The organism is Natrinema hispanicum (assembly GCF_004217335.1).
Classification (GTDB): Archaea; Halobacteriota; Halobacteria; order Halobacteriales; family Natrialbaceae; genus Natrinema; species Natrinema hispanicum.
In genome coordinates this window covers 843,703-863,588 of record NZ_SHMP01000004.1, presented here as the reverse complement: position 1 = coordinate 863,588, position 19,886 = coordinate 843,703, and the positions used below count along the sequence as shown (strand labels likewise).

At 63.9% G+C, this 19,886-nt stretch carries 18 protein-coding genes; 11 read left to right on the top strand and 7 right to left on the bottom strand.

Annotated elements, in window-relative coordinates; translation table 11 throughout:
• Positions 1 to 20: 20 nt before the first annotated feature.
• Positions 21 to 710: a DUF502 domain-containing protein gene (locus BDK88_RS11100; protein ID WP_130500436.1), complete on the top strand. Its 690-nt coding sequence runs from the start codon at positions 21 to 23 to the stop codon at positions 708 to 710.
• A 486-nt stretch (positions 711 to 1,196) separates the two neighbouring features.
• Here BDK88_RS11100 and BDK88_RS11095 read toward each other — a convergent pair whose 3' ends face one another.
• From BDK88_RS11095 to BDK88_RS11080, 4 genes are all read right to left on the bottom strand, one after another.
• The gene (locus tag BDK88_RS11095) at positions 1,197 to 2,135 is read right to left on the bottom strand and encodes a branched-chain amino acid transaminase (RefSeq protein ID WP_130500435.1); all 939 of its coding nucleotides are present in this window, start codon (positions 2,133 to 2,135) and stop codon (positions 1,197 to 1,199) included.
• A gap of 252 nt (positions 2,136 to 2,387) precedes the next feature.
• Entirely contained in the window at positions 2,388 to 3,110 is a 723-nt protein-coding gene (gene ribB, locus BDK88_RS11090; protein ID WP_130500434.1) for a 3,4-dihydroxy-2-butanone-4-phosphate synthase, read from the bottom strand.
• Complete coding sequence (locus BDK88_RS11085) at positions 3,107 to 3,814, bottom strand: DUF120 domain-containing protein (protein WP_130500433.1); 708 nt, start codon at positions 3,812 to 3,814, stop codon at positions 3,107 to 3,109. Before BDK88_RS11085 ends, ribB begins: the two co-directional genes overlap by 4 nt.
• A 243-nt stretch (positions 3,815 to 4,057) precedes the next feature.
• Positions 4,058 to 5,257: an AI-2E family transporter gene (locus BDK88_RS11080; RefSeq protein WP_130500432.1), complete on the bottom strand. Its 1,200-nt coding sequence runs from the start codon at positions 5,255 to 5,257 to the stop codon at positions 4,058 to 4,060.
• A gap of 339 nt (positions 5,258 to 5,596) precedes the next feature.
• Here BDK88_RS11080 and BDK88_RS11075 point away from each other — a divergent pair, with 339 nt between their 5' ends.
• The 8 genes from BDK88_RS11075 to BDK88_RS11040 all read left to right on the top strand — a co-directional run bounded on the left by BDK88_RS11075 (position 5,597) and on the right by BDK88_RS11040 (position 14,192).
• Positions 5,597 to 6,760, top strand: coding sequence for a glycosyltransferase (locus tag BDK88_RS11075; RefSeq protein ID WP_130500431.1), 1,164 nt, complete (start codon positions 5,597 to 5,599; stop codon positions 6,758 to 6,760).
• Positions 6,757 to 7,986, top strand: coding sequence for a glycosyltransferase (locus tag BDK88_RS11070; RefSeq protein ID WP_130500430.1), 1,230 nt, complete (start codon positions 6,757 to 6,759; stop codon positions 7,984 to 7,986). Before BDK88_RS11075 ends, BDK88_RS11070 begins: the two co-directional genes overlap by 4 nt.
• The gene (locus tag BDK88_RS11065; RefSeq protein WP_207225272.1) at positions 7,983 to 8,702 is read left to right on the top strand and encodes a glycosyltransferase; all 720 of its coding nucleotides are present in this window, start codon (positions 7,983 to 7,985) and stop codon (positions 8,700 to 8,702) included. The genes BDK88_RS11070 and BDK88_RS11065 overlap by 4 nt, the downstream gene beginning before the upstream one ends.
• Positions 8,703 to 8,718: 16 nt before the next feature.
• On the top strand, positions 8,719 to 10,137 hold the full coding sequence (locus BDK88_RS11060; RefSeq protein WP_130500429.1) for a sulfatase-like hydrolase/transferase: 1,419 nt from the start codon (positions 8,719 to 8,721) through the stop codon (positions 10,135 to 10,137).
• 46 nt (positions 10,138 to 10,183) lie between these two features.
• Positions 10,184 to 11,137 (top strand): alkaline phosphatase family protein, encoded by a 954-nt coding sequence (locus BDK88_RS11055; RefSeq protein ID WP_130500428.1) that lies wholly within the window; start codon positions 10,184 to 10,186, stop codon positions 11,135 to 11,137.
• Between the two features lie 67 nt (positions 11,138 to 11,204).
• The gene (locus tag BDK88_RS11050) at positions 11,205 to 12,116 is read left to right on the top strand and encodes a glycosyltransferase family 2 protein (protein ID WP_165396950.1); all 912 of its coding nucleotides are present in this window, start codon (positions 11,205 to 11,207) and stop codon (positions 12,114 to 12,116) included.
• Positions 12,113 to 13,231, top strand: coding sequence for a sulfatase-like hydrolase/transferase (locus BDK88_RS11045; RefSeq protein WP_130500426.1), 1,119 nt, complete (start codon positions 12,113 to 12,115; stop codon positions 13,229 to 13,231). The genes BDK88_RS11050 and BDK88_RS11045 overlap by 4 nt, the downstream gene beginning before the upstream one ends.
• A 37-nt stretch (positions 13,232 to 13,268) precedes the next feature.
• Positions 13,269 to 14,192 (top strand): alkaline phosphatase family protein, encoded by a 924-nt coding sequence (locus BDK88_RS11040; protein WP_130500425.1) that lies wholly within the window; start codon positions 13,269 to 13,271, stop codon positions 14,190 to 14,192.
• Between the two features lie 26 nt (positions 14,193 to 14,218).
• Here the strand turns inward: BDK88_RS11040 and BDK88_RS11035 are convergent, their stop codons facing one another.
• A complete protein-coding gene (locus BDK88_RS11035) occupies positions 14,219 to 15,172 on the bottom strand; it encodes an alkaline phosphatase family protein (RefSeq protein WP_165396949.1) in 954 nt (317 codons plus the stop codon).
• 306 nt (positions 15,173 to 15,478) lie between these two features.
• Between BDK88_RS11035 and BDK88_RS11030 the strand changes: the two genes are divergently transcribed.
• Entirely contained in the window at positions 15,479 to 16,930 is a 1,452-nt protein-coding gene (locus BDK88_RS11030) for an oligosaccharide flippase family protein (RefSeq protein ID WP_130500423.1), read from the top strand.
• Positions 16,931 to 16,976: 46 nt separating this feature from the next.
• Here BDK88_RS11030 and twy1 read toward each other — a convergent pair whose 3' ends face one another.
• Positions 16,977 to 17,984, bottom strand: coding sequence for a 4-demethylwyosine synthase TYW1 (gene twy1, locus BDK88_RS11025; protein WP_130500422.1), 1,008 nt, complete (start codon positions 17,982 to 17,984; stop codon positions 16,977 to 16,979).
• Positions 17,985 to 18,239: 255 nt separating this feature from the next.
• Positions 18,240 to 18,572 (bottom strand): hypothetical protein, encoded by a 333-nt coding sequence (locus BDK88_RS11020; RefSeq protein ID WP_130500421.1) that lies wholly within the window; start codon positions 18,570 to 18,572, stop codon positions 18,240 to 18,242.
• 217 nt (positions 18,573 to 18,789) lie between these two features.
• Between BDK88_RS11020 and BDK88_RS11015 the strand changes: the two genes are divergently transcribed.
• The gene (locus BDK88_RS11015) at positions 18,790 to 19,860 is read left to right on the top strand and encodes a PstS family phosphate ABC transporter substrate-binding protein (RefSeq protein ID WP_130500420.1); all 1,071 of its coding nucleotides are present in this window, start codon (positions 18,790 to 18,792) and stop codon (positions 19,858 to 19,860) included.
• The last annotated feature ends 26 nt before the right edge of the window (positions 19,861 to 19,886 follow it).

Here is a 19,886-nt window from a genome sequence, read left to right as displayed (position 1 = left end):
AGTAGTGTGAGTTTCAGGACATGGCATCGTGGAAACGGGACTTCGCCAGTGGGCTCGTCGTCCTGGGTCCCATTCTCGTCACGCTCTACGCTATCTATTGGCTTTACGGACTGGTTGCCGGTCTGACACCGGGGCTAATTCTCAGCGCCGACGCGCTCGAGCCGCTCATTTCGGGCTCGAGCGCGCAGGCCGCACAGACGCGCGAGCAGGTGGCCCAGTTCCTCCGTGTGATCGTCGCGCTGACCGTGTTCGTCATTCTGACGTTTTCGGTCGGCTATCTCATGCGGACGACCATCGGCGGGCTGGTCGAACGGCTCGTCGACAACCTGGCGAATCGGGTGCCCGTGATCCGGGTCGTCTACAACGCCTCGAAGATGGCCGCCGAAACGGCCTTCGGGGAACAGGAATCGCTCCAGAAACCGGTCAAGATCGAAACGTGGGAGGGACTCCGGATGACGGCGTTCAAGACTGGCAAGGTGACCAACGACGGCCGCGAAGTCTTGTTTCTACCGACCTCGCCGAACATCACGACGGGGTATGTCGTCGAAGTCGACCCCAGCGAGATCACCGAGCTCGAGGAGGACGTCGAGGACGCGCTGACGCGTGTGCTCAGTGCCGGCTTCGGCGATGCGAACCATCGTGGCATGGACGCCGGTATCTCGATCGACGTCATCGACGAAGCGAAGACGAGCCGGACCGACGACGACTAACGACCTTTGCGCTGTCGTTCGAAAGACACTTTGTGTCTTTCGTGACTGAGCGAATCGGAGATTCGCGATGTCCGCGAAACCGAATGTTTTGCTCGATGACGAACCGCCGGAGGCGTTTCGAACCACAGTCTGTCGCGCTGACGGCAGCAGAGCTGCCGCACAGCGCGACGTCTCTCGGCAAAATCTCGAGAGAGCTACCCTCTCTCGGACCTCGCGGGAGCTTCGCTCCCGCTCAGTGTCGATCAAAGGCCCCCTCCCTCCCTTACAGATCGGTCGTCGGCCCGCTCGCTCAGCCTTCGGCTTCGCTCGCGGTCGAAACGGTTGCTCGCCTGCCCTTCCCCGAGTCGCGCGGCTCGAGCAGCTGCGAGAGCCGCGCTCCCGGCCACAGCGATCACATGTTCGAAGGTTTAGAAGACAGAAACAGATCCAACTTTGGTCGTGCGGCTCGTCTCGAGCCCGATACCCAGTTCTATCGCGGGAAATCGGTTATTCGATGTCGACGAACTCGAACCACTCGGCGTACTCGTCGGGGGCTTCCTCGACGATCTCGAAGAACTTCTGCTGGAGTTCTTCGGTCACGGGGCCGCGGGAGCCATCGCCGATGACGACGTTGTCGACCTTCCGGATGGGCGTGACTTCGGCCGCCGAGCCGGTAAAGAACAGTTCGTCGGCGGTGTTGAGTTCGCCACGGGAAATAGAGACGTTGTCGTGGACGGTGTAGCCCAGATCCTCCGCGATCTGAATCACGGAATCGCGGGTGATACCGTCGAGGATCGACTCCGAGAGGGCGGGCGTGTAGATCTCACCGTCGCGCACGAGGAAGACGTTCTCGCCGGGACCTTCGGCGACGTGGCCTTCCTTGTTGAGGACGAGCGCTTCCGCGTAGCCGTTGCGTCGAGCCTCCTCGCCGGCGAGCATACTGTTAACGTAGAGGCCGGTCGTCTTGGCGTTGGTCGGGATCTGACTCGAGGCGTGTTTCCGCCACGAGGAGATCATCACGTCGATGCCGTTCTCGAGGGCGTCCTCGCCGAGGTAGGCACCCCACGGCCAGACCGCGATGGCGGTGCGGGTCGGGCAGTCCTTGGGGCTAACTCCCAGTGAGTTGTAGCCGTAGTAGGCGATCGGGCGGACATAACAGGAGGGGAGTTCCTGGCGTCGGATGAGTTCTTTCGTCGCCTCGGTGAGTTCCTCCTTCGTAAAGTTGATGTCCATCTCGTAGGGCTTTGCGGAATGGAACAGCCGCTCTAAGTGCTCCTCCCAGCGGAACAGCGCGGGACCCTTTTCGGTCTCATAACAGCGTGCGCCCTCGAAAATGCCCGACCCGTAGTGGAGGCCGTGCGTGAGAACGTGGACCTGCGCCTCATCCCAGTCGACGAATTCGCCGTCCATCCAAATCGTCTCGACGTCCATCTCGTCGAATCCCATGATTAGAACTGTTGAAAGCCCCCGTACTAAGTGTTCGCGGTTTGCGGCTGTAGGCTAGCGCATACGGACTGCTGTCAGTCAATTCCGGCGCATTCACGACTCACCATGCGGACGTGCCGAGACCGAGTGATACGGACTCCTGTCAGTTATTTCCGGCTCACCCGCGACCCGTCATGCGGGTGCGCCGGTACATCGTTACAGCAGACCGTATGAAAACAATCCGTCTAACGGGACGATTCGTCCGATCGGGCGTTATTGTCGCGTGGCGTTCCCGAGCCGCTCGAGGACGTCTCGGCCCTCGAGGTAGGCGAAGTCGTGGCGCTTGGCGTAGGCACGGGCGTCGTCAGGGGCGAGTGCCTCACCGGTGTTGTCGTCGAGCATCTCACAGACGACGATGGCGGGCGACTGGTCGGCGGCCGCAGCGAGTGCGAGGGCGAGTTCCGTGTGGCCCTCACGCTGGGCGAGCAGGTCGGGGGCACCTTTCAGTAGGTGAACGTGGCCGGGAACGCGGAACTCGTCGGCGAAATCCGTCGCCTCGGGCGTGGCAGCGGCCTCGCCGAGCGCCTGGATCGTCGTCGATCGATCCTCGTCGGTGATGCCGGTGTACGTATCGCGGTGGTTGACCGTCAGCGAAAACGACGAGCGGTCGTCGTAGCCGAGCTCGTGGTCGGCCGTCGCAGGGTGATCGACCGCCTCCGAATAGAAGGGGAGATCGAAGGCTTCCGCGACGTCGTGGCCCAGTGCAACGCAGACGAGCCCACCCGCGTCGTTGCGCAGTCGGGCGACGGCATCGGGCGTCACAGCGTCGGCGTGATAGATCAGGTCCGTCTCACCCTCGCGGTCGGCCGCGTCGTGGACGAGGATCGGCTCGCCCGTCCGCAGCGACTCGAGGGCGTGGTCGAACGCGCTCGAAGCGGCACTCGCCCCTGCTGTTGCCCCGTCGGCGTTCGATCGTGGACCGGCTTGGCCCGTCATTCGCGATCACCCACCGAGACGGTGACGTGATCGCCGTCTTCCAGTCCGAGTTCCTCGCGGAGCTTGTCGGGGGCGATCACCTCGAGTTGGTCGTCGTCGTGGTGGGTGCGTTCGGGCGCGATGGTGTGGGCGGTGTCGTAGACCTCGCCGTCGGCGGTTTCGATCGTCGCGGGATAACAGACGGCGGGACCGTAGGTTCGCTCTTCGGACTCCCAGCCGTCGATGGGGACGGGCTCGAGCGAGGCCATGGCGCTGCGTCGGCGGACACTGTCCTCACGGAGATCAATGTTCAACGTGCCGGGAAACGGCTCGTAGCCCAGTCGTTCCTCGAATTGGCGTTGATACCCCGACAGCGAGATGTAGTGGCGACCCTCGCCCATCCCGCTGGTGACGGTGCCCTCGAGTGCGATCTGTGCGTCCGTCTCGAAGAGACGCCGGTAGTCTTCGTACTCGGCGTGAAGCGCCCGCTCGCCGGTCTCCGTAACCGCAACCCACTGGCCGTCGCTGACGGTATCGCGCTCGAGCAAGTCGGCGCTCTCGAGGCGCTGAAGCCGACGGGAGGCGGTCTGACTCGACGCGTCGAGGCGATCGGCGAGATGCGAACAGGAAATTTTGACGTCGCCCTCGAGTCCACCCTCGAGTGCGAGCAGTTTGAGCACGGCGAGTTCGTCGTGCCCGACGGCGGACTCCGCTAGCACTGACATACACGCATCTATACCGTAGCTCCCTAAAAGTATATCGAATGTGGAATGCGTAACGAAATTGTGATAGTGGTCGGAATGGGGATCGCGTACGTAGACGTCTCGAGGCGAGTGGAAAAAAGCCACCGGTCGACAGGAAGTGAATAACTCGCAGTCGAGGAGCAAACGGGGACGGATCTCAAGCGAGAACGCTGGTCGAATTACGAGAGCGGATGCCACCAATGGTGTCTCTTGTGCCGACGGCTCTCACCCCGATCCGATGTCGGTCCGATCGACATCCGACGGTGGGGCTTTCTCGCGCTCGGGGACATGCTCGGTAAACTCGTCGAGCGTGTGCCCTCGTTCGACATCGACGCGCTCACGATCAGGATTGGCCAGAACCGGGAGGATCAGCCGGACGAACATCACGATGAACAGCATCAGGAACGGCCCGAGGAAGATCCCGTACCAGCCGAACAGCGGCGGGCCGAACAGGTACGCGAACATGACCAGCCCGGTGTTGAGCATTCGCCCGGAGAGGTACGGCCGGATGTACGTCCGGACGAGGTTGTCGAATGCGACGATCATGACCGCGAGGAAGACCAGCGGGAACCAGAGGAGGCGTGGATCACTCAACGCTGCCTGCGCAGCAAGGACTCCAGCGATCGCAAAGTAGACGATCGACCGTCCCACGAGCGGAACGAGCGTGAAGAGGCCGGTGACGACGGCGAACAGCACCGCTGAGGGAATCGCCAGGTCGGCGGGCGCAAAGAAATTGAACACCGAGTAGATGATCGCCGAGAGGATGATCACCGCGAAGATCGTCATCGTGTAGCCGAAGTAGACCGAACTCAGCCCACGATCGACGGCCGAGAGATAGTCCGTTGCCAGGCTCTCCTCGCCAAACACGTTCGATTCGAACCAGGTGGCGATGTTGCGGTCGCTGATAAGCAGGAAGAACGCGATCAGCAGCGAGATAAACATATTGAATAGCACTGCACCGACAGCCCCGATAGCCTGTCCGACGGAGCCGATCAGGGTTTGAATCGACGGATCCTGAACCAGTACGACCGTCGTGTCGTACACCTCCGAGGGCGTGTTCGGAAGCTCCGAGACCTGAACCGGGAGCTGCGCGAGGATTCTATCGACCGGGAGGTCCGCGACCGTCGTCACTAGTTGCCCGAGCGCGACAAGCAACACCGCGCCGATCATCACGACGATCGGAACGACGATCAGCAGCAGCGTCAGTGCGGCGACGAGCGTCGGCGAGGCGATCCGCTGCTCGAGTCGCCGGGTGATCGGCCGTGCGACGTAGTAGATGAACAGCCCAAAGACGAGCCACGGGAGGTACTGGTTCACGACGAGTCCCAGCACGGCCAGCAACACGGCTCCCAGCACCCACCAGCCGAGATGGCCCTGTGCTGCCCAAACGCGGACGTTACGGACTGATGACGCAGTTTCGTCCATGGGTAGTGATACCACAGGACCACTATTAACGAACGTCCGTCTTCGGCCTGAATGACCTGAAACCAGACGGTTCCGTGACGGTTCTGCCCGGTACGGCGATCTCGACATCTGAACGTTCATACTACCGGACAAAAGTCAGTGAATACTCGATCGCGTCTCGACGGCTGTCGCCGTCGGCGACAGCGTCTCGAGTGCGATCGATGTCTGAGCCGTTTTGTCCGGCAGTATCAGCTGTGTGTTTTCCAGACACAGGGTGTCATAATCGGGAGAGACACCTCCCTTGCACAATGCAAGCCATCGTGCTTTGTCGCGACCCGTTGAGCGTTGCGACAGACCTGCATGAAGCGGTTCCTCGAGGCGTTGTTCGGGCTGGTCGCACTGACTGGACTTCCGTATTTGATCTATCTCGGCGTCTACTACCTCCGACGGCCGTCGGGGACGCCCGCCAACACGTGGCCGCGAGAGCCGTCGGTGAGCGTCGTCCTGCCGACCTACAACGAGGCCGCCATCGTCGAGTCGAAACTCGAGGAACTGGTCGAACTCGACTACCCGATGTCGAAGGTTGAGATCGTCGTCGTCGACTCGAGCGACGACGGGACGGCCGATCTGGTCGAGACGTTCTTCGCCGGCCGGGACGAACCGCAGCTGACGCTCATCCGCGAAGACGAGCGCCGGGGGCTTGCAGTCGCGCTGAACGAGGCTTACGCGGCTGCGGCAAACGAGGTCGTCATCAAGACCGACTGTGACTCCCGGATCGCACCCGATGCCGTCCGGCGGGCCGTGGCGAACCTCGCCGACCCCGAGGTCGCGGCGGTGACTGGCCGCAACGCCGAGGTCCTCGGCGACAGCGAGGTCGAACGAGGCTACCGGGACATCCAGACGATGATTCAGGTGCTCGAGTCACACATCGACTCGACGCTGATCTTCCACGGGCCGTTCTCGGCGTTCGAACGCGATGCGATCGTCCCGATCGACGAGGACTCGATCGCCGACGACACCGAACTCGCGCTCAAGATTCGACGCAACGGCGGTCGGGTCGTCTTCGATCCGGCTATCCATTACAAGGAAGCCGCCCACTCGTCGTTCGGCAAGCGCCGCGAGCAGAAAGACCGGCGCGCGATGGGGCTGTTGCGACTCCTCTGGCGACAGCGTGACGCCCTCGGTCGCCACGGAGCCTACGGCCGGGTTGTCCTCCCCTTCAACTGGTGGTTCATGGTCGTCTCGCCGTGGCTCGTCGCGTCCGGACTCGCGCTAGCCACGGTCGGGTCGCTGGCTATTTTGGGCCCGCTCGGATTGGCGACGCCGGCCGGCGTCCTCGCCTTTACCGCGCTTGGTTCTCGCGATGCGCTCGGGCCGCTCCAGCCGCTCTATTCGCTGTTCGACACCCAGATCTCGCTGTTTCGTGCGAGCGTTACCCTCCTGCGCGCTCACGCGGACGGCGACACCGAAACCCACGATGGTACCTGGACGCCCGACGAGGAACTCCGGGAGGTGTTACAGTGACCGACGTCGCGATCCTCCACGATCGCTTCCCCGGTATCGGGGGCGGTGAGGAGTTCGCCATCGAGGCGGCACGCGTCCTCGACGCGCCGATCTACACGGCCTACGTCGCCGCAGGAACCGACATTCCCACCGACGTCACCGTGGTCCCGTTCCGGCAGGAAAAGTACACCTCGCTGCCGTGGCAGCCGTTTCTCGAGTGGCAAAACGAGGGGATGAACCCCCTCGAGACGCTCAACGTGGCGCTCGACATGACCGACGCGCATCCGGCGCTTGCCGAGTACGACGTGATCGTCGAGAGCGCGCCGCTGTCGAAATCCTACGTCCCCGAAGTCGGCCAGCGGATCGTCCACTATCCACATAGTCCGCCGCGGTGGCTCTATGACCTCTATCGGGACCGGCTCTCGTCGTTTCGCAAACCGATCGTCGAGGCCGGGGTCAAGGCCTACGCAAAGGGGTGGCGGGCGCTCGACAAGGAAGCCAACGACTACGTCGATCAGTTCGTCGCGAATAGCGAACTGGTTCGGGACCGAATCCGGCGGTACTACGATCGGGACGCGACGGTCGTCTACCCACCAGTCACCGGCGACTGGCGCAACGACGGCGACGACGGCTACTTCGTCACCTGGTCGCGACTCGCCCCCGAAAAGCGGATCGGCCTGATCGCGACGGCCTTTGCGGGACTAGACGAACGGCTCGTGATCGCTGGCGATGGCCAGCAACGCGAGCGACTTGAGGCGTTCGCCACAAAGCACGACAACATCGAAGTCCGGGGCTACGTCGACGACATCGAGTCGCTGGTCGCACGGGCCACTGCCGTCGTCTACGCGCCGAAACAGGAGGACTTCGGCCTCGTCGGCGCAGAGACGATGATGGCCGGCAAACCCTTACTCGGCGTCGACGAGGGGTTCACGCGGTATCAGGTCCAAGGTGGGCGGACGGGGCTGTGTTTCGAGCCGACCGTCTCGTCGATCCGGGAGACGGTACGGCAGTTCGACCCCGACGACTTCGACCCTGTCGAGATTCGCCAGGCCGCCAGACGCTACGAGTACGACCGCTTCGCGGAAGACCTACGCGCGGTCGTCGCGGAGACGGCGGCCGCTGACATAGGCCCCAGCACCGACGAACTGGAGCGGCTCGGACCGAGCCAGCGACGCCGCCCCACCGAGGCGATCCGCGCCCTCGATGAGGACCGTGACCCGTCGCTCGAGGGGGTGACCGACGAGTGACGAACACGACGGTTGACTCCCCTCTCTGGCCGATCGACCATCCGGATCCGGACATCTCCGTAGTCATCCCGACGATTCCCTCGAACAGCCACGACGCCGTCGTCGAGTCCCTCCGCGAGCAGACGGCCGACGCATACGAAGTGATCGTCGTCGACGATGCGACACTCGACATCTGTGAGGCACGAAACGAAGGAATTCGTGCTGCCCGCGGCGAACTCGTCGCACTGACCGACGACGACTGTCTGCCGCCTCGAGACTGGCTCTCGAAGATTCTGGCCGCGTTCGATCGCGATCCGGAACTCGTCTGTCTCGAGGGGGCCGTCTTCGGCGGGCGGACCTACGACGGGGAGCGCCGGTACGTCGGCTGTAACCTCGCGTTCGATCGTGATACGGCGCTTAGCGTCGGTGGCTTTCGATCGACGTTCGCCGGCTGGCGCGATGACACCGAATTTGGCTGGCGGATGGAACGCGACGCCGACGGTCACTGTGCGTATCACGACGAGGTCAGGATGCACCACCCTGACCCGCCGCGGGCGACGCTCGACGAGACGCTCGAGGCCCGCCTGAAACAGGAGTATCCCGACCGCTACGAGACGGTTCTGGTCCCCGACACGCTCACGGGGCGGGTAAACGACTGGCTGTGGCGAAAGGGGGTCTGGAACCTCGTCGACACGGTCCGGTATGGCCTGCCGAACGCGATTCGATCCAACAGATAACCCTCCATACGAATTCATGACGAACGTTGCACTCATCGTCCTCGATACGCTGCGATACGACGCCTTCGAGGAGCACTTCGACTGGCTGCCCGGCCGGCGATTCGAGTACGCCTGGAGTACCAGCCACTGGACGGTCCCCGCCCACGCATCACTGTTTACGGGACGGTACGCAAGCGAGGCCGGCATCTACGCCGGCGCACAGACGTTCGACTGCCCTGAACCGCTGCTCGCCGAACGGCTGCAGGATGCCGGCTACACGACCCGGGCATTTAGCGCGAATCCCAACATTTCGCCGGTGTTCGACGCCGATCGCGGCTTCGAGCAGTTCGAAAAGAGCTGGCGGCTCAAACATCACGGCGATGACCTCTTCGACTGGGATGGATTCATCGCCCAGACGCGCGACAGCGGCCCCGAGCGGTACGCGCGCGCTCTCAAAGAAGTGGTTCTCGGGGACAGCCGAACGCTTCCGTCGCTGAAACACGGCGCAAAATTGAAACTGCGCGACACTCGCTTCGGTCGCCATACAGCGGTCGTCGACGACGGTGCGAGCACGGCGCTCGAGCTCGCCCGCGAGACGGCGTTCGGCGACGACGAGTTCCTGTTTATGAACCTGATGGAGGCCCACTCGCCGTACGATCCTCCCCCGGAGTGGAAGACCGTCGACGTCGATATCGAGGGACTGGCCGCCTCACTTGGCGAGCCCAAAGACGACCCCGCGGATATCGAACGGGCCTACGACGACAGCGTCCGCTATCTCTCCCATATGCACGAGCGGATCTTCGCGGCACTGCGCGACTCCTTTGACCTGATTATCACGGTCAGCGACCACGGCGAACTCCTCGGTGAACACGGCGGCTGGGAGCATCTCTCGGGCATCTATCCCGAACTCGCCCGGGTACCGCTATCGATCTACGACGCACGTGACGGGCCCGTCGAGGGAATCACAACCGATGACCGATCGGTGAATCTCATGGACGTCCACGAGACGGTTCTCGCCGGGGCCGGCCTCGAGTCAGACCTCGCTACTCGAGGCCGCGACCTCACTGCGCTCTCGGAACGCGACGCCGAGATCGCTGTCGAGCGCGACGATGCCGATAATGCGGACCACGGCGAGCGCACATCCGGCGGGTTCCGCGAGGGCGAAACCCTCGTCGAGTATCACGGCCTCCCCGACCGACACCTCGACGCGATGCGCCGGAAAGGGTTCGAGGATGTCGCATACCGAACTCGGTGGCTCGAGGGAGTCGCGCTCGGCGAGTACTTCGGCTATGAAACGTTCGATAGATTCGTGGAGTGGGGCGACACGCCTTACGAGGACCCGCAGGCGCGACTGTGCGCTCTCGTCGGCTCACTCGAGCGCCGCGAGGACGTCGAGGAAGACGGCGAACTCGACGACGCGGTGATGCAACAACTCGAGGATCTGGGATACGCATGAGTGAGCATCGAATCCGCATGTCGTACTCGAGGGCGGTGGTCAACTGATGGGAATCAGCCGATTCATCCGAAACGTGCCCGACCGTGGCGTTCGTCGGTCGCTCGAGGTCGTCTACGAGTGGGTCGGTCGACAGGTATGGATGGGTGCGTTCGCCGATCGGACCGTCTTCGACCGTGAGTGGGACATCCTCGTTCTGCTGGACGCCTGCCGGGTCGACCTGATGGCCGAGGTCGCCACCGAATACGACTGGCTCCCCTCGCCGGCCGACGTCGAGGCGGGGGCGATCGACTCGATCGCAGGGTCGTCGAAAGAGTGGATGCGCCGGACGTTCACGCCAGCGCACGCGGCGACCCTCGAGCGGACGGCGTACGTGACGGGGAATCCGTTCTCTGCGGCGGTCCTCGGCGACGGTCACCCGCTCGGACTGCTCGACGAGGTGTGGCGATATGCCTGGGACGACGACGCCGGCACGATCCGGCCCGAACCGCTTACCGACCGTGCGATCCGCGTCTGTCGCTCCGGGGAGTTCGACCGTGTCATCGTCCACTACATGCAGCCACACGTCCCGTTTCTCGAGCGGCCGGACCTTCACGCGGGCTATCGCCCGGCACACTGGGGGTCGCCGGGGTCAGTCGTGGATCCGGACGAGGCCGGTCTCGACGCCTGGGGCCGGGTGCGACGCGGTGAACTGGACAGCGACGAGGTGTGGGCGGCCTACGCCGACAACCTGCGAATCGGACTGGAATCGGTGGCGACGCTTCGACGCAACGTCGACGGCACGCTGATCGTGAGTTCCGACCACGGCAACGCGATGGGCGAACTCGGCATCTGGGGCCATCCCGACAAACCCGTCTCGAGCGTCCGGCGGGTGCCGTGGATCGAACTCGAGGCCCGCGACGAAACGACCAGACAGCCGACGCTCGAGGCGGAGTCGGACCGCGATCGCGAGGTCAGCGTCGACGTTCAGGACCGCCTGACGTCGCTTGGATACACGGAGTGAGACTCATGACGAGACAACTCGATCGACAGACGAGAGGCGACGCGACCGCGACGGGGGTGGACTCGTCGTGAGCACCCCCAGCACTGCCCTCGGTCTCAAGGTGTTCAACCGCACCGAGAAACTCGAGCGGCTCCTCGAGTCGGTCCCTGCGAACGCCTACGAAACGGTCTACGTCGCCGACGACGGGCGGACCGAGGAGCGCGACCACCTCTACGAGCGATCGTGGCCGTTCGATCTCGAGTTGATCGACCTGCCATACGATGCGGGACTCGGCGTTGGCCGCAACGCGATCGTCGGCGCCCTCTCCGAGGAGTACCTGACGGTCGTCGACAGCGACCAAGAGGTGCCGACGAACGTCGACATCCTCGCACGCCAGCTCGAGGCCCGTCCCGAGTTCGGCGGGATCAGCGGCCTGTTGCTCGAGCACGGGCGGATCCAGGGATTGTGTCACGATCTGTTCGAGGACGGCGACGTGCTCATCCGTGATACGGGTGCGAAGACGGCAACACAGGTGGCGGGCTACCCGCTCGTCGAGTTCGACTTCGTGCCGAACGTCGTGACGTTTCGACGGGACTGTCTCGAGGAGCAGTCTTGGGACGAAACCTACGTCATCGGCCGCGAACACCTCGACTTCTTCGTCGCCCACTGGCAGGCAACCGACTGGCGATTCGGGACCTGCCCTGCCGTGCTCTTCCCACACCACCCTGGCGGCGGCAGCGAGTACGACGCGAACCGGCGAGACCGTGCCAAACTGCTGGCGAGCAAGGCGTACTTCCGCGAGAAGTGGGGCTACGATCAGGTCGTCGCCCGCGGGTTCTGGCTCGGAACGCAGTCCGTCGACAAGCCACTCGCCATCCTCGATAGCGACCTCCCGCTTCCAACGTGGCTCGAGGAGAAGGTGATGGACGCCCGAGACGTTCGACTGCGTATCGAGGCTATGGCACCGACCCACGTGCTACGACAGGTGATCCAGCGATGACGTCCGACGCGGAGATGACGCTGCTCGTCACCGTCGACTCGCTGCGTGCCGATCGGTTCGACGAGATGGAACAGACGCAGGAATTCCTCGAGCGGACTCACCCACGGGCGTTTTCGACGTCGACGGCGACGTTCGGAAGTTTCCCCGCGATCATCGGCGGTGAGTACGCCGCCGGTAGCGGCCTCGGGGACGGAACGAGCGTCGCCCGCGCGTTCGACCGTCACTGCGTCGGCGTGACGACGAATCACCTCCTGTCGGCCGAATACGGCTATGACGACGGCTTCGACTCCTTTACCTCCCCCAAAGGAGGCGGCGAGACGCTCAAAGAAAAGGGGGCAGTGGTACTTGATCGCGGGACCCTCGCCTATCGCATCGCGAGCTGGGGCTGGAACCGGTATCAGGCACTTCGGAGTCGCGTTACCGACATCGAGAAGTCGTTTCGACCGGCAGACGACGTGATTGAGCAGTTCCTCACGGAATGCGAGGGTCACGATTCGTGGTTCGGCTGGCTCCATTTCATGGAGCCACACCATCCGTACGATCCGGACAGCGCAGGCGTAAGTCGGGCCAAAGCCCAGCGGGTGACTCGCCGCGTCCTCTCGGGGCGTGGCTCGGCAGCCGATGAAAATCTCGTTCGCGACCTGTACCGCCGGGAGGTCGTCGAACTCGACCGGAAACTCGCACGGCTCTGGGAGGCGATTCCCGACGAGACGCGCGTCGTCTTCTGTGCCGACCACGGCGAACTCCTGGGTGAAGATGGCCTGTGGGGCCATCCCGGCGAGATGCGGCCGGAGCTGTTACGCGTCCCCTTCGGCACGCGAAACGCGCCCGACCTCGGCGATGTCGTCTCGCTTGTCGACGTCCCAACGGTCCTCTCTGGGCGAGAACACGGCATCGGCACGCTCGAGCGCGAGGTCGCCTTCGCTGCCTACGGCGAGCAAAAGGCAGCGATGAACAACGAGCACCTCGCGACGAACGATGGAACCGTTCGACTCTCGGACGGCGACCCGGCGACCGATCCGGCGCTCGAGCGACGGCTCGAGCGGTTCGATCCCGAGTACGTGGTCAAGGAGGATGCGCTGCAGGAGGATCTTGAGGACCTAGGATATGCATGATTAGTGAGCAACGACCGACTGACGGAGGGAGCGACGGATGACGGTGATCGTCCTCGCACTGGACGCGCTCGATGCCGGACTGGTCGACTACTTCGATCTCGATTCGTTTCGACTCGCCTCGAGTGGCGACCTCGGGACGTTCGCGCATACACAGGATCTGCCGTACACGCCGGAGGTGTGGGCGACGGTCGCGACCGGTCTGCATCCCGAGGAGCACGGCATCACTGGCGGCGGGACGAGCGAGTGGGACAACCCCGTCCTCGAGGGACTCTCTCGCATTTCCGGTCGACTCGACGAGTCGACCCGCGGAACGCTCGGCAAAGTCGTCCGCTCGCGGACGGGCGAACGCGAACGGATCGGCCGCACGGATGCCGAGTCGATATTCGATGCCGAGAGCGCAGTCGTTCACAACTGGCCGGGCGTCGCCGACGGCCGGCCGCTGCAACGGGCGTGGGACCTGATGAATGCCGTCGCCGAGGGGATGTCTCGCAGCGAGTTCGAGCGCGAACTATTCGGCCAGTGTGCCCAGCAGTTCGCCTGGGCGCGCGAGATGCTCCGCCATCCCGTCTCGATCGCTGGTGTCCACATCCACGCCCTCGACGCCGCCGGCCACGCCTACGCCGACGACGAGGACGCGCTTCGACACGCCTACGCCCGCGTCGGTGAGTTCGTCGAGGAGACCGTCGACGCACTCGAGGACGGCGACGACCTCCTGCTCCTTAGCGACCACGGGATGCGCACTGAATTCTACCCGCCTGACGCTGGCAAGAATCCCGCGACGCACTCCTGGCGGGCGTACGCGAGTGCAACGACCGACACCCGTCCTGAGTCGGTGTTCGACGTCAGAGACTGGGTCGATGCACACGTCAGCGACACGCGCGTCGAACGCGAGAACGACGAGGGCGGGGAGACCATCGACGTCCCTGAGGACCATCTGCGCGAACTCGGCTACCTCGATTGAAAGGCGATGGGACAGGTGCCGATCGGTCACTCGAGGTAGCCCAGATCCCGAAGCTGTTCTTCTGTCGTGTCCATCACTGCCGGCTGTCGCTCGACCCGTCTGTCGTCGCTGTCGGCAACGTATTCGTCGACCCAGTCGCGAACGTCGAACACGCTTTCTGGCAGGTCGTCGGCGAGCGTCGTCGATGCGAGCGCCCGCCAGCTATGAAAGCCAGGTTTGGAATCGCCGTCGATCCACTCGACTTGCATGCCGTGATCCGACAGCACCAGCAGTTCGTCGACGTGGTCGCGGACGGATCCAAGCAGGCGATCGACCCGCTCGTACACCTCCCGCAGGCGGTCTGGATGTGTTGCGAAGGCGTGGCCGGCGGCGTCGAGGGCGTGCATGTGGACCCCGGCGACGGCCACGTCCGTCTGACCCATCCCCTGCAGCCAGCCGGCCTCGAGTCCGGCATTCCCGTACAGCCGCCGCCAGAGTTCATCGTCGGAGATGTCACCGCGCGAGGCGAGGTTGAGCCAGTGCCACGTTTCGCTCAAATGCTCACCGGGAGTGACGCCGGGCCACCAGCGGACGACGCGACCTGCTGGCTCGAAGAGATGCGAGTGGTCGGTCTGTCGGAGCGTCATCCCGACGCCGTCGGTTCCACCACTGTCTTCGGTCGCACCGCCGCCGTCTCCGCGCAGCCACGTGCCGATCCTGACGCGTGCCGCCTTCGGCAGGAGATACGGAGCCACCGCGCTCGCGTACTCGAGGACCGGATTGCGCCACTGCTGTTGCTCGCCGGTCGAGGCGAGGCCATGACTCGGCGGCTCGACGCCTGTCGCGACCGACGTCCAGACCTCGAGCGTATTCGGGTTCTCGCCGGAATGGGCGAACGTCTCGAGTTTCCCATGGGTCTCGAGCAGCATGTTCTCACACCCCCACTCGCGGGCGAGGTCGTAGTCGGCGGCGTCGAGGGCGATAATCCCCAGCGTCGTCATGCAGAGACACACCACGACTGGCCCCTTCAACATCCGGGCAGCGTCTCTCTCGATGTCGCTGACGGGGAAGGCCGGAGATCGAACCGGCTATCGATTCGACGGTCGGAGCAGGCGGTACACTGATACGCCCGGATAATGAGTGTGACCGCACGCAACGACGCCGCTGCTAGCCATGATGCCGAGTCCCCTCCCGTATCGGTTGCGTCGATCGAACGCGATCGCTCGAGCAATAGCTGGGATGGCTGGCCCCGTCGGCCACACGAGTCGCGCTAGAATCGCCGCTCTGTCGCCGTTGGCTCGAAACGAATGACGGACGCGACGTCAGTTAGCCTCGGCGGCGAGACGGTGAAGGCGACGGCCGCGAAGTTCACGATGGCTGTGATCGGCTTCGCCGGCACCATCGTCTTCGCGCGGGTGCTCGGGCCGGCCGGGTTCGGCGGGTTCTATCTGCTCTTCTCGCTGGTCAAACTCGGCGATCGGGCGGTCAACGGCTGGGGAACAGCGATCATGAAGCGGTTCTCGGAGGCCGGGGCCCCAGAGCGTGAGCTGATCGGCGGCCAACTGGTGTTTACACTCGGCTGGCTGGGGTTCATGGGTGCTGTCAGCGTCCTCGCTTCGCAGTGGCTCGTGTCCTATACGGGACTCGCTTCGGCACCGGTGTTGTTCGTCGTCCTGATGAGTGCCGTTACGCTCTACGAGCCGACCGACCGCGTCGTTCAGGCGCGGGGCCTCGTCGGAGCCTCGATGTGGGTCGACACCTTCCGGTCGCTGTTGACGTTCCCGCTCCAGCTTGCACTTGTCCTCCTCGGATTCGGTGCTGCCGGCATGGCCTACGGGCTGGCTGCGGCGACGTTCCTCTCGCTGCCGATCCTCTGGTATTTCGTGCGAACGAAACCGACGATGCCCTCCCACGACACCATCGGAAGTCTCTGGTCGTACGCGAAATACAGCATTCCGAACTCGTTTCTGGGACAGACCTACGACCGGTTCGACATTCTCCTCCTCGGCTATCTCCTCGCGCCGGCGGCGGCCGGCCAGTACGAAGTCGCGCTGAAGCTCACCGTCCCGGCAACGTTCGTGATGATGGCCGCCCAGAGCGTGCTGATGGCCCGCGTCAGTCGCCTCCACAGCCAGGGTGAAGACGTCAGCGACGACGTCTCGAACACGCTCGCGTTCGCGAGTATCGTCGCGGTTCCGATGTTTTTCGGCGCTGTCGCGATGCCCGAACTACTCGTCGTGACCGCGTTCGGGTCCGAGTACGCCGACGCCGCCGCGCTGCTGGTCGGGCTCGCGCTGTTCCAGATCGTGAGCACACAAAGTGGCCCACTCACGAGTGCGATCGGCGGAATCGACCGGCCGGACGTCAACACGTGGATTTCGTCGACGACGCTCGCGCTGAACATCGTCCTTGGCGTCGCACTGACACTTGCATACGGGGCGATCGGGGTCGTGATTGCGACAGTCGTCGCCGAGACGCTGCGGTATCTCCTCTCCGCATACGTCGTCAGCCGGGAACTGCCGGCTGTCGAGTTGGTCCCCCGGACGCTGCTCGAGCAAGTCGCCGCTGCGGTGTTGATGTTCGTGCTGGTGCGGCCGCTCATCGACATCGTCACCGTCGATCGGTGGTATCAGCTCCTCGCCGTCGTCGCGTTCGGTGCGGCGGTGTACTCGGTGGCATTGTTCGCCATCAGTCGCAAACTCCGTGTGACGATCGAAGGCGTCGTTCGGGAGTCGCGACTCGAGATATCTAGTAACTGAGCTGCTTTGGCTCGCGTCTCGCCGCGGCTGGTATGCCGTCGTTGGATCACTCGCCCGTCACGGGGTCCCGATTCCAGAACTCGCTGTCCTTCTTCAGTTTTGGCACCCACGTATCGCTCGTCTTCGAGAGCAACGCGACGCGGGAGGCCGGGACGCCCATGACCTCGTCGAATTCGGGCATGTGGTCGGCCACCGATTCCGCGAACTCGATGACGTCCTCGTGGTCTGGCATCGACGAGCGGTCGAGTCGACCGCGCGAGTGACCGACGTGCATGTACGCCTTCAGTTCGATGAAGTCGGGATCGGCCTGCTGGTAGAAGCCGGCATACCAGTCGGGATGGTGCATGTTCTCGCCGTCAACCAACGTCGTCCGGAGGACGGTGCGGGTCTCGTCTTTGTCGGCGAGGACAGCCATCGTCTCGAGGAGGTTCTCCCAGGCGTCGTCCTCCATCGCGCCGACGACCTGATCGAAGGTGTGGCGTTCGGGGGCGTCGACGCTGACGTACAGCTGGGTGGGATCGCATTCACGGAGCACCTCGGGGCGGGTGCCATTGGAGACGAGGAACGTGGTGATGTCCCGGTCGTGGAAGGCCTCGATGAGTTCTGGCAGGTAGGGATACAGCGTCGGCTCGCCGTCGAGGCTGATAGCGACGTGGCGCGGTTCCATCGCCTGGTCGAAGACCTCTCGAGGGACCTCTTCGTTGCCGCCAAAGCCCGAGAGCAGTTTCTTCTGGAGGTTGATCGAGGCGTCGACCACTGCCTCGGGGTCGTCCCACTCGACGTCGTCCAGTTCGTAGGCGTGGCCGTTGTGATCGCGCCAACAGAAGACACACCGCTCGTTACACCGGACGACCGGCGTCATCTGGATGCAGCGGTGGGATTCGATCCCGTAGAAAATGTTCTTGTAACACTTGCCTTCGCCACGAAGGGCGTTTGCCGTCCAGCCGCAGGTCTGGGCGGCCGTGTGGTTCTCGCTGTGGTAGTCCGGACTCGAGACCTGTGCCGGCCCGCCATCCTCGTCGGCGTCGGCCCCGGAAGGTGCGGAATCGCTCATGTTAGCGGCCGTTGGACCGGGGTGGGCAAAAGGCGTGTGGTGTGCCGAGCGATCGGTCGGCCAGACGGACTCCGCATACCACCGGACAAACGTCAGTGAATACTCGATCGCGTCCCGACGGCTGTGCGATCAGTGTGTAAACCGTTTCATACGGTCTGCTGTCCCGATGTGCCGGTGGGCCCGCAGTGTAGGTTGCGGTCCCACCGGCACTGACTGACAGGAGGTCCGTTTCAGTTGGTATGCTAAATAGCCGTCTCACTCGTCGCGACTGTTATCGCTCGAGGAGTCGCCAGGGCCGTCCGGCAACGAGAACGGATCAGCGGAGTTGTCGTTGTGTGTCACGTCGTCACGTTCGAACAGGTACAGCGCCGGTCCCCCGACGACCATCACGAGCAGGCCAGGAATCGGCACGGCAAGCGGTGCGAGATAGAGCCCAAGCGCACTACCCCAGGCGATGGCCACGATTCCTGCCCAGACCGCTGGTCTCGAGACACCGACTCGAGTTGCGTCCCGATAGACGACAGCGGCAGCGCCGAGCACGACCGCGATCCCAAGGAGTGCGACTGCGCCCACCTGCAGGAAACTCATACGCCGAGTTATACTGCTAGCTGTAAGTCAGTGTCGCGATTCGTCGATCCGACCCGGGTACGTGTCGCGATCACGTCACGCGGAGCCGAACGCTTCGTGGTCGCCATCCGTCGCGTCGGTTGCCGCCGGCGTAGAGCTATATAGAGCTATGTCGCCACTGATCGGTATATATGGTTCATAGCATCGTATTTTTATAGCCCGTCGGATTTCTCAGGTGATGGCAGACAACCAGTTCGAGCGCTCTGTGGATTCGGTTTCGCGACGGAAGTTCATCGCAGCGACCGGCGCACTCGGCACGATGGCGGCCGCCGGCTGTCTGGGAAATGCAAGCAGCGACGGTAGCACTAGCCCACTGACGGCCGACGGTTCCTCGACAGTGTACCCGATCACGTCCGACGGCGCGTCGGTCTGGAACTCTAACCCGCCGGCCGACGACGAGGAGTACTGGGGCCCCGGCCAGTACGACATCGACACCGACAAGCCGATGGCCGACTACTGGGCCGGCCTCTACGGCTTCGAGGCCAACGACGACGGCACTCCGCCGTTCCAGGTCAACGTCGGTCTCAGCCACTCGGGCACCGGCATCGAGAAGGTCGCGAACGGTCAGGTCGACATCGGCGACGCCAGTTCCGGCGTCGCGGACGAGCTGCCCGACGCCAGCCAGGAGGAACTCGACAAGTACGTCGACCACGTCGTCGGCCGCGACGGCCAGCCGGTCGTCGTCAGCAAGGAGATCTACGACGCGGGCGTGACCGGACTTAACGGCGACCAGGTCCGCGGGATCTACACCGGCGAGATCACGAACTGGTCCGAGATCGACAAGTACTCCGGCCCCGACAAGGAGATCCAGGCTGTCGGCCGCGCAGTCGGCTCCGGTACCGACACCGCGTTCCGCGCTAACATGCTCGGCGACCCCGAGGCGGAAATGAGCGTCGACGTCCGCCAGGGCCAGAACCAGCAGGTCCAGACGACGGTCGCGAACTCCGACAACGCCATCGCGTACATGGCGCTGGCGTTCGTCGACGAGAACCGCGTCCCCGCCATCTCGCTGACGCTCGACGGCACGACCTACACCCTCGGCGAGAACCTCGGCTCGAAGGACTACCCGCTCTCCCGGGACCTCCACTGCTACACCTACGAGGACACCAGCGAGAAGGAGGCCGCGTTCATCCGCATGCTGCTGAGCGAGTTCGGCCAGCAGAACTTCGTCGCGCCGAACAACTACTTCATGATCCCGCCGGAGGAGCGCGAAGAGCAGCTCGCGAAGCTTCCCGAGCCGTCTAACTAAGCCGCGTCGCCGTTCAACCACGGTAT

Bases quoted from the DNA above. Each gene is read 5' to 3' on its own strand.
- BDK88_RS11100 (WP_130500436.1), top strand. From the start codon at position 21: ATGGCATCGTGGAAACGGGACTTCGCCAGTGGGCTCGTCGTCCTGGGT.
- BDK88_RS11095 (WP_130500435.1), bottom strand. From the start codon at position 2,135: ATGGGATTCGACGAGATGGACGTCGAGACGATTTGGATGGACGGCGAA.
- ribB (WP_130500434.1), bottom strand. From the start codon at position 3,110: ATGACGGGCCAAGCCGGTCCACGATCGAACGCCGACGGGGCAACAGCA.
- BDK88_RS11085 (WP_130500433.1), bottom strand. From the start codon at position 3,814: ATGTCAGTGCTAGCGGAGTCCGCCGTCGGGCACGACGAACTCGCCGTG.
- BDK88_RS11080 (WP_130500432.1), bottom strand. From the start codon at position 5,257: ATGGACGAAACTGCGTCATCAGTCCGTAACGTCCGCGTTTGGGCAGCA.
- BDK88_RS11075 (WP_130500431.1), top strand. From the start codon at position 5,597: ATGAAGCGGTTCCTCGAGGCGTTGTTCGGGCTGGTCGCACTGACTGGA.
- BDK88_RS11060 (WP_130500429.1), top strand. From the start codon at position 8,719: ATGACGAACGTTGCACTCATCGTCCTCGATACGCTGCGATACGACGCC.
- BDK88_RS11055 (WP_130500428.1), top strand. From the start codon at position 10,184: ATGGGAATCAGCCGATTCATCCGAAACGTGCCCGACCGTGGCGTTCGT.
- BDK88_RS11045 (WP_130500426.1), top strand. From the start codon at position 12,113: ATGACGTCCGACGCGGAGATGACGCTGCTCGTCACCGTCGACTCGCTG.
- BDK88_RS11040 (WP_130500425.1), top strand. From the start codon at position 13,269: ATGACGGTGATCGTCCTCGCACTGGACGCGCTCGATGCCGGACTGGTC.
- BDK88_RS11035 (WP_165396949.1), bottom strand. From the start codon at position 15,172: ATGACGACGCTGGGGATTATCGCCCTCGACGCCGCCGACTACGACCTC.
- BDK88_RS11030 (WP_130500423.1), top strand. From the start codon at position 15,479: ATGACGGACGCGACGTCAGTTAGCCTCGGCGGCGAGACGGTGAAGGCG.
- twy1 (WP_130500422.1), bottom strand. From the start codon at position 17,984: ATGAGCGATTCCGCACCTTCCGGGGCCGACGCCGACGAGGATGGCGGG.
- BDK88_RS11020 (WP_130500421.1), bottom strand. From the start codon at position 18,572: ATGAGTTTCCTGCAGGTGGGCGCAGTCGCACTCCTTGGGATCGCGGTC.
- BDK88_RS11015 (WP_130500420.1), top strand. From the start codon at position 18,790: ATGGCAGACAACCAGTTCGAGCGCTCTGTGGATTCGGTTTCGCGACGG.